This is a genomic window from Paraburkholderia agricolaris (assembly GCF_009455635.1).
GTDB classification, from domain to species: domain Bacteria; phylum Pseudomonadota; class Gammaproteobacteria; order Burkholderiales; family Burkholderiaceae; genus Paraburkholderia; species Paraburkholderia agricolaris.
On sequence record NZ_QPER01000002.1, the window covers coordinates 3,367,253 to 3,380,677 of the forward strand.

The window sequence follows — 13,425 nt, forward strand, 5'->3', positions numbered from 1 at the left end:
ATCCCGGTCGCGCACGTTGCGCCGAGCAATCGCAGGATTCGATTTAATCCGCTTCGCTATACAGGTCTTTCCTGCGCTGCTCGTCAACACCCGGCATCTTCAAGTTGCAGAAGGGGCTGCCTTCTCGCGTAGGAATCCAACAGGTCATTTGAACTTTGCTGCGCGAAGCACTGAGCCCTGCGTTCTCCATATTGCGCCAGCACCTACGATTTCTTTCGCCAACCTCGTCAGTCAATTTGCGCGAGTAGAGAATCTACCCGTACGATGCCACGCGCCTTCCCTCGCGAGTCGCTCAATTTGTTGTGTGCTCTAGATGGTTTTTCTGCGGCAGAAGATCGCTCTTCTTGCGCTAGACAATCGTTCTTCTTGCGCGGCAGCGGCTACCCCGCTCACGGGATCCGCGGACGACAACATGAACAACGGAAAAGCAAGGGATGGCAGGATAGGCTACCGCCGGTTTTTGGCACCATGTACGACACACTATCCAGTAGATAAGCATGGTCGCGGCCTCAGTAAACCTGCGCTTGTTAAGAAGCAAGCGCTCTCGCGTCGACCAGTATCCTGCTGCCCATTTCGGGAATCTGCTTGATCAGCTCAGCGCGAACGTCGAAAACTGTATTCGTAGCCGCCGAAATAGCTTGCCTTCTGCAGCGGCGTTAAGAGTCTGAACGCGCGCTACTTCAGCCGGTCGGCAACGATGTCGCGCCAAGGGGCTACTTGCAAAAACCAGCGAGCTGTCAGAGGCGTCGTCGCGATCGGCGGCCCGGCCATTGCGATCATTGTTAGCTCGTCGTGAAGCGGTCGCCGTACCGAAAAGCGCCCCTCTCGCTGCGTCGGTCGGGCCTCAAAGAACTGCAAAGAACGATAGGACCGCAAGCCCGACAATCGCCAGCCGATGCGTTCGCGACACATAGTTTCCGTGTCAGCGGTTTCCTTCAACGTGTGCTTTCGCCGTCCCGACCTGCAGATTCACTTGCCCCGAGCGCCGCGGTGGCACCGGGGAGTGGGCACTATCCCGCAATTTTGGGATTTTGCATAAAAGAAATGATCAACATTTGAACTGGAGTAGCTTTATAGAAATGTCGTGTTCTAGCCATTTAGAAATGTCGTGTTTTGGCCTCGGTATGCTTGCCGGTTCCCTGCGGGACTATGGAGCCGGCCATGCATGCAGCTGCACTGGTGACATTGAACATGCGCGAACTCGACCGTCTGAAGGTCATCCAGGCCATTGTCGACATGGGCCTCAAGCCTGGTCGCGCGGCCGAACGCTTGGGCTTGACCGTACGTCAGGTTGAGCGCCTGGTGATCCGCTATCAGGAATCCGATGCGGCGGGACTGGCCTCGCGCAGACGTGGCCGTTCCGGCAACCGGAAGCTGGACGAAGGACTGGCTCAGCAGGCGCTGGCGATCATTCGTGAACGCTACGCCGATTTTGGACCGACGCTGGCCTGCGAGAAGCTTTGGGAATGCCACGGCATCCGGACGGCAGGCCATCGCCCCGGCCCTCTGCAGACCGGGTTTGACGTTTGTGGGGTTACGGTTTCGTGCAAGACGGTTAGTTGCATTGATGGAATTGAGAAAGACGTGTAACGGTGAGCTCTTCCGGGAGGCACTCACTGGTTGATGTTCGTTTGCATGACTCAAGGAACCGGCGAATAAGGACAGAAAGATACGTTCGCGGTGTGGCAGAATTCCCCCCAACCATGCGGCCGCCGCAGCACGCCCGCCCCGGCCGGCAGCCGACAGTGAACTCTGATGGATGACCGAACCGACCGTCGACACACCGATCCGCGATGCCATTTCGAGCACGAGATGTTCGGAGCAGGAAACACCGACTCCGGGTATCTGCTTTGAAGGTATCCGTCACAGTGGGCGGCGATCGAATCCATCGCCCCCAAGATCGGCTGCACGAGCCAGACGCTGCTGGGATGGGTCAAGCGAGAGGAAGTCGATAGCGGTGAGCGTGAAGGCGTGAGCACGGCGGAACGCGAACGTCTTAAGGCGCTGGAGCGCGAAGTCAAGGAACTACGCCGCGCCAACGAGATTCTGAAACTGGCGAGTGCGTTTTTCGCCCAGGCGGAGCTCGACCGCCGCCTGAAGTCCTGAAGGCCTTCATCGATCAGCATCGCGACACCTTCGGGGTCGAGCCGATCTGCAAGGTCTTGCGGATTGCCCCGTCGGGCTACCGGCGCCATGCTGCACAGCTTCGCGATCCGTCGCGCCGCTGCGCTCGTGCGATACGCGATGAACGCCTGCGGCCGGAGATCCAGCGTGTCTGGCAAGCCAACATGCGGGTCTACGGAGCGGATAAAGTCTGGAAGCAGATGAACCGGGAGCGTATCGCGGTGGCTCGCTGCACTGTCGAACGGCTGATGAAGCAACTGGGTTTGCGTGGCGTGATGCGAGGCAAACGTGTTCGCACGACCATTGCCGATGTGGTGGCCGCGCGCCCGCTGGATCGGGTCAACCGGCAGTTCAGGGCAGACCGGCCAAACCAGCTCTGGGTGTCGGATTTCACGTACGGTACGCCCAGCCAGCGTAGCCCGCCCGCATGGGGGTGAAGCTGCTTGAGCATGTCTGGAATGCAGTACCCGGAGAAGTTGACGTTGCAGTTCCGGGGCATGCCCTTTCTCTGCTGCGAGAGGAAGTGAGCCGAAGCGGCGGTGACTTGCCGACACTGGCAAGGTGACGTAGTCCGTGGGAAACGGGGCTTGCGGCGAAGCGGTTACGCCAAGATGAGCCTCCAGGCTGAGCATGGGACGGTTGAGGAACACGAACCTGTTAAACCGCATCTGAGGGTTGAAGTGTCACCCCTGCCCACACCGCTTTATGGGCAGGACGCGAGCTGTTGCCGGTTACACGTATGGCCCGGCAGCACGATTGCTGACTGGATATGTAGCCCGTCTGCAAGGAATCACGGGGAGCGCGCAGCTAGACCGTGGTGTTCGCGACGACTTGCGGCAAGCAAGGATAAAGACTGCGACAGGCAACCTCGCTCATGCGTTGAGTCCAGCATGTGAACTGGGGAAGGTCTGCACGGATGCCAAGGGAGTGAGCCCCCGATGACGTGCAGGCTGGCGGAGCCTCCGTAGTAGTCCGAGGTCGGGAAAGCCGGCTACATGGCGAAGGGAGGCAGTTGAAGTGGTTTGCTTGGTTGATTAGCTGACCATAGTGAGGTGAAGACCTTTGATAATCAGTGAAATGCAAAGCAAACTGGCGATATGGTCGACGGAGAACAAAGAACGCAAGTTTGATCGACTCCTGAGACTGATTGCTGACAGGGATTGGCTGAGCGAAGCGGCTCGCATTACGCTGGCATCCAGCGGAGCCCGCACACCAGGAGTGGACGGTGTTGACAGGCGCATGATGGAGGCGAATCTCCAGCATGAACTGGCGACGATACGCGACGAACTGTTGGCGGGCTCGTATAGTCCGCTGCCCGCGCGACGCGTGTATATACCCAAAGCGAATGGCAAGCTCAGGCCTCTCGGCATTCCGAGCCTGCGGGATCGGATCGTGCAACGGGCCATGCTGATGGCGATGGAGCCTATATGGGAGAGCGATTTCCATCCGGCTTCGTATGGCTTCAGACCGGCTCGTAGTGTTCATCACGCGATTCGCACGGTGAAGCTTCAGCTACAAGACGGTGGCGAACACAGTGTCTCAGGTCGCTGGGTTATCGAGGGCGACCTCGCCAGTTACTTCGACACCGTTCATCATCGTCTTCTTCTGAAGGGAATCCGCAAGCGGATTGCCGATCAGCGCTTCCTTGCCCTGCTGTGGAAGTTCATCAAGGCCGGGTGCGTCGATCGCGATCTATTCCGTGCCGCGAGTGAAGGCGTTCTCAGCAGCCAGATCCGCATCGATCGCCTCGTCGAGCAGGCTCATCTGTTCAGGTATCAAGTTGTTCGCTGCGCTTGCCGAACTGCAGGCACTTGAGCTGAGCACCGACAGTTCGTGCGTCAGCGGGTCAATACGCGTTTGCCGATACTGCACTTCTCGCCAGCCTCACGGTCCTGCTCGGTGACCTGCACGATCAGTTGCGCGGCCAACGCGCGCAGCTGTCCCCGGCTCAGTGCATCGAGATCTGTGGGCAGGTCCATGCAGTTCAGTCTGCCAGAACCCGCGCCTCCACGGTGTCACAACCGTTTACGTCCCGGCTCGTCTCATATCACCGTGATCGCATGATCGGGCGTCAGCGTTCGCCACGGCAAACCAGTGACCAGCGCGCGAAGCTGCTCCGCCTTGAGCGAAACCGCGACCGCATGCTCGCCATCCGTCCAGATGAATCGCCCCTTGTTCAAGCGCCGCATGGCCAGCCAGATCCCCAATCCATCGTGGACCAGTACCGTCATGCGAGTCGAATGCCGATTGGCAAACAGATATGCGTGATGCGGTCAAGCCGCACCGAACACCTTCACTACCCGTGCCAGGAGAGTTCAGCGCCGGCACGCATATCGACCGGCTCAGTCGCCAGCCAGATCGCGTCGACGCGGATCAACGCAGCCATCCCTGTAGCCACGCTGCACAATCACTTGCCGCTGACAACGGCCAGCGTACTGTCACAGTTGCTGCGCCCCGCAACACCTCAATCTGGATATCGCCTGTGCCGGCTGGGACCGCGGATGCTTCGAGCTGCAACGGCACAAACTCTGCGGACGGCGCGCTCATCGATTTGCAGGCCATTTCGGCTGCATCCCGCTCTTCCTGCGCTGCCACCCAGCTTCGCAACATATTGGCATTCAGGCGGTGGCGCAGCGCGACCGCCGTAATCGATACGTTCTGCTGCATCGCCGCCCGGATCGCCTGTTCCTTGAACTCTTTGCTATGCCGCCGCCGACGAATCGGTGGCACAGCCTTCGGAATGGCATTGTCAACTTATCGAGACTGGGTCACAAAAAAGCGGCAGGAAGCGCATGCCTCAGAATGAGTAGAACGGATTTCGGGCGAGTTCGGTGAATTCAAGCCAGGCACCGAACCGTGCCGCGAGTTGCTTGCGATAAAGTGAAGCTCGCAGCAGATGGCGCTTGAGCGCGAAATGTGGCCGGATCGGACCGAAGCACGAGAGGAATTTCTGTGTGCGTTTGGGATAGCGAAAGCCGAAAGCTATCGCCTGAAATTGTGCCAGCCCGATTCTCGCCTTGTCGCCAGTTAAATAGAGCTAGCTGGCAGCGATCAGTAACCACAGGCGTGCAAGGTCCGCCGAACCATCGTCGCCCCTGACCGCACGAAACGCCTGAACTGCCCTAGCCTTCTGCCCGGCGATGAAATACGCTTCACCAAGACGCAGTTGCGCCTGATCCGGGTGCGTCATGCCGCCTTTCGCAATCAGCGCTTCCATCGTCGCCAGACCCTGCTGCGCCTGCCCCGCGAACACCTGATTGAAGGCCGCGTCGAACGCTGGAATCGGCACACCGTTACTGTCGACCGTGCTCTGCGCACGCTTTGCCGCCAGTGCCTGCAGGCGCTTCTCGCGATCCGCCCCGGCGTCGTGACCGAGCACGCCAGAGGAAAAGCCCTGATCGATCACCTGTCGGCCTTCTATCGGCGTGCCCGCAATGATCGCCAGTTGCGTCATCTGCATATAGTCGTCAGCCGTCGACAGCGCACCGGTAGCACGGCGCAGGCGATAGGTGTCGATATCCAGACTGGACGAGTAACCCGCCTTGCCCCGGATCGCTGCGAGCAGATTGTCCCAGTACGCCTGCTTCGGGTGAAACGCCACCAGCTTCTCCAGCGCACTACGATAGGTGCCCGGATCGTTGGCGCGTTGCGCACACGTGCCCAGCAACTGCAGCTGCGACTCATCCGGCACACGGCCGGCACGCGCTTGGGCATCCACCGTGGGTTTGAGCAGACTCACCACGCTGGCACAGTCATTCGACAGGTAGTAAGACTGGATCAGCAGTATCCGCATGTCCAGGTTGGTGCCCCCGGCCTTGATGTAGCGCTGTGCCGTCCTGATTGTCAGCGGGTAATTCTTCACCTGGAAGTAGATCCCCGCGAGCGCGGCGGCAGTGCGTTGCTCGTCAGCGCCCGTCAGCCGGCCGGAGGCCAGCAGGGTTTCGTACGCCTGCGCGGCAAGCGCATTATCCCCTGCGGCGGCCGCCGCGGCGCCGCGCATCTCTTCGACCATATAGCTTTCATATGGTGTCTTGTTCGGCACGGCCGTCGCCTGGGCGATCTTCGCCAGCGCGTCCTGATATTTGTGCGCCCGGTAAGCATCCTGCGCCACGTTCAGCGGCCGGGCGATTTCCGGGCGCAGCGTGTCGACAGCATCTGACGCGCCGGGCAGCACGGCGAGCGCGAGCAGCAGCACAATGCGCCTGAATCGTTGATGGATCATGAGCACTCCCACTTCCCTATTGCATGTACTGCTCGTTGCCGATCAGTCCAATCTTCGTCGCGCCGATGCGTTGCGCCGAAGCCAGCACGGCGGCAACATCCTTATACGGCACCAACTTGTTCGGCAGCAGATGAATCTCCGCCTGCACGGGCTCGCCCGCCACCTGCCGCAGATGCGATTCGAGCGCCGCGCGGTCGGGTAACACCTGGCCATTCCACATCATCGTGCCGTCGAAGTCGATATCGATCTGCACGACTTCCGGCTGGACCGCCTGAGGCGGCGGGTTGCCCACCGGCAGATTCATCTTGATGGCGTGCGTCTGGATCGGAATCGTGATGATCAGCATGATCAGCAACACCAGCATCACGTCGATCAGAGGCGTGGTGTTGATGTCCACCATCACGTCTGGTTCGCTGCCACCGCCCGAAGCTACGTTCATTCCCATTATCGTCTCCTGTCGACCGGAGTTAGCGCTTTAGCGCTTACTCCGATCCCATGCAAAGCTAGCCTCCGCGCGGCGGCGGTTCCGTAATGAACGACACCTTCGCGATACCTGCCCGCTCGCACGCCGTAATCACCCGACCGATAAACTCATAACGCGTGTTCTGGTCACCGCGCACGTCGACTTCAGGTTGCGGCGTCATCACCGACAAGGCCTTGAGTTCCGTCAGCAGCGTCGCTGCATCCACGTGCTTCTCGTTCCAGAAGAAGTCGCCTTCGCGATTCACCGCGATCACGATGCTTTTGGGCGTGGTCTGCAACGGTTGGATCGTCTCATTCGGCAACTTCACCGGCACCGTGTGCGTAACAACCGGAATCGTGATCAGGAAGATTATCAGCAGCACCAGCATCACATCGACCAGCGGCGTGGTGTTGATGGCGGAGATGACTTCGTCGTCCCCATCCTGCCCAACGCTCATGGCCATGGCTTACCCCGCCCGCTCGACCAGCGTCGCCGTCTGACCGGCCATGCCGCGCTTCGAGCGACGGCCGCCAGCCAGCAGCACCGTGTGCAGTTGTGCACCGAAGCCGCGCACCCGTTCCATCACCGACTTGTTGCGGCGAACCAGGAAGTTGTAGCCGAGCACCGCCGGAACTGCCACGGCCAGACCGATTGCCGTCATGATCAGCGCTTCACCGACCGGGCCTGCGACCTTGTCGATCGATGCCTGGCCGGCGATACCAATGGCCGTTAGTGCGTGATAGATACCCCACACCGTACCAAACAGACCAACGAACGGCGCCGTGGAGCCAACCGTACCCAGGAAGGCCAGGCCGTCCTGCAGACGGTTCGACACATTGGTGATGGCGCGCTCGACCGACACGTCGATCCAGGTGTTGCGATCGACCGCTTCGAGCAGGGCTTCATCGTGGTGCTCGCCGGCTTCGATTGCCGTTTCGGCGATAAAGCGGAACGGCGACGACTCGTCCAGCAGCTTCGCGCCTTCTGCGAGCGACGGCGCGCTCCACAGCTGTTCGTCAGCACTCTTCGCACGGCGGTTCGCACGATACTGTTCGAAGAACTTGGTGATCATGATGTACCAGCTGCCCATCGACATGATCACCAGCAGGATCAGCACGAAACGGGCAACAAAGTCACCACCTTTCCACAGCGCACCGAGACCATACGGGTTGCTGACCATTTCAGATGTCGCAGGTGCCGGTGGCGGCACGGCCTGATCCGCAGGTGCTGCTGCAGGTGCTGCCGTCGGCGCCGTGGCGGCCGATACGGCTACGGTTACCCCACTAGCCTGCGCGCAGGCAGTTTGCGGTGCAACGAGGGTCGTCGCCGTGGCTACGGCGAACACCATGCTGGCCGACAGCGCGGCGAGAGAATGCGTCTTCATGTCTGCTCCAGTCCATCCATTGAACTTGTACAACGTGACTAATAAATCGCTACCTGTACCGCTCGGTTCGTGGGTTCAGTTCAGGTTAAACGTGAACGGGACCTGGACACGCACAGGTTGGCCTTGGGAAACGCAACTAAACTGTTTTACCGCGTTGAACGCCGCGCGATCCAGTGATGAATCCTCGGATGACTTCGCGACGTGTTCATTCGTAATATGGCCCTGCGGATCGACTACGAATTCAATGAGCGCATTGCCCGTGACGTTGTTTTCCCGTGCCTCTCTCGGATAGACCACAGATGAGCGGACCTGATCGGAGTTCGGGCAAACCACGCCCACTTCAGTGCTCGGCGCCTTGGTCGGCGTCGGCGCTGCGGGAGGTGCCGGCGGCGGTGCAGGCTGGGCCACGACCGGGGCGGTCTGGTGCATGATCGTTGCCTGAGGCGGAGCCTGCACCGGCACTTCCGGCGGCGGCACGAACGGCGGCGGAGGCGGTGCGAACTTCGGCGGCGGCAACTGCACGGTCGGCAACGGCAACGGTGGTGGGGGTTTCACCTGCTCAATGATCTTTGTTTCGATCGGGTGTTGAATGACCTCCACCACCTTGGTGGCAAGACCATTGAGCAAGGCATAGATCAGCACCACATGCAGAAGAAGAACGGCGACAATACCGCCAAAGCGGCGTACAGGGTTCTGCTGCTTTTTCCCGAACTCGCGCGGGCCTCTCGCGTCATTTGACCGAAACACTCCATCGGTTAACATATTAGTCATCCTTAAAACCTACGGAACATTTGATCTTGCATGCGGTTAAGCATGGCTTATGTCCTGAAACGGATTGTCGACACGCGGCCAGAAGTTGGGCGGGCGAACGCGGTACGGGATATTGACGAAATCCGCTGTTAGAGCACCCGGCGCCGATACATAAAGCACTTCTTCCGCAATCGGCGCAAATTCCGCGTGGAAATGTTGTGTGGACTTGACCACGACGATGCGTTTTCCCGCAAGATCGATTCCGAGACCGGTAAAAGCACTTGGCGAAAACGTTTGTTCTCGCAGCGTCATCAATACGATATCGACATCGTCGTCCGTCGACACCCACGCCGCCGATCCCAGCCGGGAAATCGTGCCGCCCATGGTTTGACGGTGGTCGTCCGCAAGCGCGCGTACGGTTACCTTCAAATCCAGCGGCGTACCGGAACTCACCCCGGATTTGCCACCGATCCGAAGCGTTAGCCGCGTGCCAACCCCCGCTTCCTTGCAAGCCTGCACTGCGCCAATGTCGTAAATGCAGCCAAGCGCCACATTGGAGATGCCACGCTCGACGATCCGCGACAAAATGAAAGTACTGTCGCATGGCGCCCCACCGCCCGGATTGTCTGCAACGTCGGCAAGCACCACGAGTCCGCCGTCGACCGCCAGCGCACGATCGAGCGCCGCGTCGATCAGCAATGCTGTCGGCCGGGCCGCTTCACGCATGTCCCACAGCTCGCTAGCCAGTTGCGCGGCGATACGCTGAGCTTTAACTTCGTCGTTGTCCGTAATCACCCAGATCCTCGCACCCGTTTCGGCTACGTCGCCCCATGGAAACCCATGACCAAACGATACCGACAACACACCGTCTTTCCCTTCCAGTGACTGCATGCGCTTGACGAATCCGATCATCGGTTCGCGGGTGGTATGCCATATTCCCACCATACGGCAATCGTGCATCGCGGTCACGGGACGGATACGACCTTCCGCAGTCGCCACAGTCAGCGCGTAAACCTCCCGCAGGCGATCGATCGCGTCCGTGTGAGGATATTCCTTGAAACAGACAATGACGTCCGCATTGCGCTTCATCTGCTCGGTGAAGTGGCAATGCAGATCGAGCTCCACACCAATGGGCACAGTCTCGCCAACAATTCTTCTAATTTCCTCAATCAGCTCTCCTTCACAATCGTCGCATCGCTCCGCGACCATTGCGCCATGCAGTATCAGGACCACGGCACCGACCGGAAGCGCTGCGCGTAGGTCCGCGAGAATTTCGTCGCGAAAACCTTCGTACACCGCCTGCACCGTTCGGCCCGATGGTTGCGCCATGGCCGACAGACTTTCCACCACTTCATGGCCTTGTGCGACGGCGAGCCGGTGCAACTCCACCGCTCCGTCTCCAAGCGGGCCGTCAGGATCGACCTTGCTGGCATCTCCGTGAAAGATGCCAAACGAGGCATAGCCGCCAAACCCGGTCGGGCTCGGCGCAAACGTATTCGTTTCGGTGACCAGTGTTGCCGTAAAAATCTTCACTACATGCTCCTGATTTGCATTGCGTCAATTCGTACGAAGTGCAGACCCCAGACGCAGTGGGTTCACCAGAGGTCTTGCAACGAACAGGCTTCGCGCTGATTATTGGTAACCTGCCGCGCTGCGCGATGCCGATCATCAGGCTAAGCGGATCGCGCAGATGGCACAGTGGCCACGTCCTCCAGCACTCAGTTAGAACGGCACATCGACTTGCATGCCGACTGTCAACGGCTGAATGAACGAGACCTCGGTAGGGCCGCCGAGCGGGACTAACATATTGCTCGCGCTTTGCATGCCACGCCTGTTGAACAGATTGTGAACAAAGAGGGATACGTTCGCCACGCGCAGGTCGATACCCGCACGCAGGTCTGTCGCGAAGTACCCCGGCAGCCTGAAGTTCGGCGTAGACACGCTACCGCCATAGCCTGAATTTCGCGGTCCGACGTAGGTCTCGGTTGCCCCCGCGTATGCTCGATACGAGCCGACGTTGAAGAGGTAGTCGAGATTCGCAGTAGCCGAGAACGGTGCCGTATTCGGCAGGCGGTCGCCGGACATCGCCCCGATGCCGGGCACGTTTTCGGTCAGCCGTGCATCGGTATAGGTAAGACCGGTGCTCAGTCGCCAATGGGGAGTTGGGTTCAGAGAGCCAAAGAACTCAACACCCCTCGACCGAGCGGTGCCTCCGTTGGATATGAGACCAAGGCCGTCAATCTGAGTCAGTAGTTGAACGTCTTTCCACTGGATATCGAATAAGGACAGTGACACTGAGGCGTGCTTCTCAAGGAAGTCAGCCTTATAACCCACTTCATAGCTAGTGAGCGTGTCGGGATCGAATTTTGACTGTGTCATTTTCCCGGTGGCAGAATCAAGCACGCTGATTTCCGGGCCGCCAGGGCGGTAGCCGGTGGCAACGCGCGCATAGACACTGCTGTTGCCGGTCAGCAGATAATTTAGCGTGAAGAGATAGGTCTTGCTCGTATCATTGGACTGGGCCGTTTTGTTGGTTGCTCCTCCGGAAAGTGCACCCGTCACATCCTGGCTATAGGTCTGATTGTTGTGAGCGATTCGCAAACCTGCGGTTGCGGCGAGGCGGCTTGTGACGTGATAGGTCAGATCGCCATAGGCTGCATATTCCTGGTAGGTCGAGGGAAGCTGTGCATTGAGCAGAATGAGAGAAGCGCCAGGTCCCGAGGCAGTAGCGAATTGATTGTTAGTAGTCCGTTCCTGTGTATAAAAAAGTCCAGCAATCCACTCGATCTGGCGATTGGCGGCAGAGGTCAGGCGCAATTCCTGCGTAAATTTATCCGTGGAAAGGGCCTGCTGATAGCCGGCCGACGTAAAGGTCGATGGGCCAAACTGGGCGTTCAGCGCAGGGACATAGCCTAGTGAATAATCGGCCATCAGAGAGGTGCGTATGGTCTGATAGGCCGAGATCGCGTTCAGGCGTGCCCATCCGAAATCATATTCAATGTTCGCCGAGTACAGTTCGATCAGCTGGTCATACGGTTCGTTGAGCTGGCGCCCCTGCGTAAGGTCACCGTAGAGGGGTTGTCGGGTCGTGAAGTTGTAGTCGACCTGCCCCGTGCCATCACTCTTGATCTGCTGCGTGGTCGCCGTCAGACGTATCGTCAGGTCCTTGGTCGGCGTTACGATCAAGGATGCCCGGCCACCGCGCGTGGTAGCGCCGTCAACCCCGTTCTCCGGATCGTTGCCAACTCGATTGACGTATCCGCCGTTCTGCTGATTGAAAGCGCTCACTCGAAAGGCGGCGACGCCCTCCTTGATCGGCACATTCACCACCGCGTCTTGTGTGTGATTGAGGCCGCCATGCTCGGTGCCGGAGAAGACGACCCCCGCATGTCCAAATAGCCCACCCTGGGTGTCCGGCTCATTGGTGATGTATTTCATCAGGCCACCCATTGCACCCGCGCCATACAGCGTGCCCTGTGGCCCCCGTAACAACTCAATGTGGTTCAGGTCCAGCAGGCCCATGTCCAGGGCGTAGTTTGCACCGCCCCCATAGTTCGTACTGGAACCAAACGGCACGTCGTCCACATAGACGCCGACTGTCGGTCCGATGTCCAGGTTGCCAGTTGTGACCCCGCGGATGCTGATCTGGTCACTACCGGCACCGGCGGCTCCTGTGACGAGCGACACGCCGGGCTCCTCTTTCAGGTAGTCACGCACCGACTGATTTCCCTTGCGTTGCAGCTCCTGCGCGCTGATTGCATTTACCTGCATCGGCACTTCACGCGCCGGCTCTCGCCGCCGGTTCGCAGTGATTTCCACCGTGTTCAGTGTGGTGGTATCCGAAACCGCTTTGCTCCTGCCGCCAACCTTCGTTGTGGCGGGAACGGGCATGTCGGCAGCGCTCGCCGCAACTGGCGGGGTGGCGGGTTCCGTTTGCGCGTGCGCGCACGGCACCGTGAGTCCAAACGCGGACCCGACGATCAGCGATACATAGCGCCCGCTCGCCGGCCGCACCATATCGGCACCGTTGCGATGCATTCCCCGACGGGAACTCCTCCAATTGCTCTTGACACCCACGATAGGGCCTCCTTTTTTTCTTGCGTTGTGGGACACATCGCTCGACTGGCTAATGTAGTTGTGCTAAATCCGAGTGGTTGACTTCCCTCTTCCCCTGTCACTTTCCTCTTCTCAGAGCGCGCTCATCTGTCGAACTGCCAGCGGGCCTTTCCGTGGAAACTCCAGTCGATTTCCTTGCTCTTCGCTGCGCTTCTGTAAGGCGCAGTGATACAAGCTTCGCATCAACAAAATAAAAAAGCAAGTTGACTTTATTGCAATTAAAGAGGAACATCGGGAAAATAATGAGGCGTACTTGGGGAAGTTTTGCCGATCATCGTTGGAAAACGGGGGAGATGGCCGTCAGGCATCGGGAAGTGCACTGTCGTGACGGATAGCTGCGGCACGAGTACAACCACACCGCCGCCG

9 protein-coding genes, 5 pseudogenes and 1 other annotated feature are annotated in these 13,425 nt (G+C 59.3%); of the genes and pseudogenes, 3 read left to right on the top strand and 11 right to left on the bottom strand.

Annotation, left to right across the window (positions count from 1 at the left end; genetic code table 11):
* Window positions 1–1,161: 1,161 nt before the first annotated feature.
* From GH665_RS36295 to GH665_RS39755, 3 pseudogenes are all read left to right on the top strand, one after another.
* Window positions 1,162–1,482: pseudogene (locus GH665_RS36295) on the top strand (helix-turn-helix domain-containing protein); the annotation flags it as partial.
* Window positions 1,483–1,857: 375 nt separating this feature from the next.
* A pseudogene (locus GH665_RS36300) lies at window positions 1,858–2,522 on the top strand (IS3 family transposase); the annotation flags it as partial.
* Window positions 2,061–2,177 (top strand) — a sequence feature (AL1L pseudoknot). It overlaps the preceding pseudogene by 117 nt.
* An 844-nt stretch (window positions 2,523–3,366) precedes the next feature.
* Window positions 3,367–3,780 (top strand): annotated as a pseudogene (locus GH665_RS39755) (reverse transcriptase domain-containing protein); the annotation flags it as partial.
* A gap of 66 nt (window positions 3,781–3,846) precedes the next feature.
* Here the strand turns inward: GH665_RS39755 and GH665_RS39350 are convergent.
* From GH665_RS39350 to GH665_RS36355, 11 genes and pseudogenes are all read right to left on the bottom strand, one after another.
* Window positions 3,847–4,103, bottom strand: a pseudogene (locus GH665_RS39350) (transposase domain-containing protein); the annotation flags it as partial.
* Between the two features lie 63 nt (window positions 4,104–4,166).
* The gene (tnpB, locus tag GH665_RS36315; RefSeq protein ID WP_281357414.1) at window positions 4,167–4,382 is read right to left on the bottom strand and encodes an IS66 family insertion sequence element accessory protein TnpB; all 216 of its coding nucleotides are present in this window, start codon (window positions 4,380–4,382) and stop codon (window positions 4,167–4,169) included.
* Window positions 4,383–4,497: 115 nt separating this feature from the next.
* Window positions 4,498–4,854 (bottom strand): transposase, encoded by a 357-nt coding sequence (locus GH665_RS36320; RefSeq protein WP_281357374.1) that lies wholly within the window; start codon window positions 4,852–4,854, stop codon window positions 4,498–4,500.
* Between the two features lie 67 nt (window positions 4,855–4,921).
* Window positions 4,922–5,101: pseudogene (locus GH665_RS39355) on the bottom strand (IS6 family transposase); the annotation flags it as partial.
* Window positions 5,102–5,161: 60 nt separating this feature from the next.
* Window positions 5,162–6,346, bottom strand: coding sequence for a tetratricopeptide repeat protein (locus GH665_RS36325; RefSeq protein WP_153141856.1), 1,185 nt, complete (start codon window positions 6,344–6,346; stop codon window positions 5,162–5,164).
* 16 nt (window positions 6,347–6,362) lie between these two features.
* Window positions 6,363–6,791, bottom strand: a complete 429-nt coding sequence (locus tag GH665_RS36330) for an ExbD/TolR family protein (protein WP_153141857.1) — start codon at window positions 6,789–6,791, stop codon at window positions 6,363–6,365.
* Between the two features lie 58 nt (window positions 6,792–6,849).
* Window positions 6,850–7,272, bottom strand: a complete 423-nt coding sequence (locus tag GH665_RS36335; protein ID WP_153141858.1) for an ExbD/TolR family protein — start codon at window positions 7,270–7,272, stop codon at window positions 6,850–6,852.
* Window positions 7,273–7,275: 3 nt separating this feature from the next.
* Window positions 7,276–8,193 carry a MotA/TolQ/ExbB proton channel family protein gene (locus tag GH665_RS36340; RefSeq protein ID WP_153141859.1) on the bottom strand — a complete coding sequence of 306 codons (918 nt, stop codon included), beginning with the start codon at window positions 8,191–8,193 and terminating at the stop codon, window positions 7,276–7,278.
* Window positions 8,194–8,268: 75 nt separating this feature from the next.
* A complete protein-coding gene (locus GH665_RS36345) occupies window positions 8,269–8,955 on the bottom strand; it encodes an energy transducer TonB (RefSeq protein ID WP_246216489.1) in 687 nt (228 codons plus the stop codon).
* Between the two features lie 45 nt (window positions 8,956–9,000).
* Complete coding sequence (locus GH665_RS36350; protein WP_153141861.1) at window positions 9,001–10,476, bottom strand: M81 family metallopeptidase; 1,476 nt, start codon at window positions 10,474–10,476, stop codon at window positions 9,001–9,003.
* Window positions 10,477–10,665: 189 nt separating this feature from the next.
* Entirely contained in the window at window positions 10,666–12,981 is a 2,316-nt protein-coding gene (locus GH665_RS36355; protein WP_246216490.1) for a TonB-dependent receptor, read from the bottom strand.
* Between the last annotated feature and the right edge of the window lie 444 nt (window positions 12,982–13,425).

Bases quoted from the DNA above. Each gene is read 5' to 3' on its own strand.
- GH665_RS36325 (WP_153141856.1), bottom strand. From the start codon at position 6,346: ATGATCCATCAACGATTCAGGCGCATTGTGCTGCTGCTCGCGCTCGCC.
- GH665_RS36330 (WP_153141857.1), bottom strand. From the start codon at position 6,791: ATGGGAATGAACGTAGCTTCGGGCGGTGGCAGCGAACCAGACGTGATG.
- GH665_RS36335 (WP_153141858.1), bottom strand. From the start codon at position 7,272: ATGGCCATGAGCGTTGGGCAGGATGGGGACGACGAAGTCATCTCCGCC.
- GH665_RS36340 (WP_153141859.1), bottom strand. From the start codon at position 8,193: ATGAAGACGCATTCTCTCGCCGCGCTGTCGGCCAGCATGGTGTTCGCC.
- GH665_RS36345 (WP_246216489.1), bottom strand. From the start codon at position 8,955: ATGTTAACCGATGGAGTGTTTCGGTCAAATGACGCGAGAGGCCCGCGC.
- GH665_RS36355 (WP_246216490.1), bottom strand. From the start codon at position 12,981: ATGCATCGCAACGGTGCCGATATGGTGCGGCCGGCGAGCGGGCGCTAT.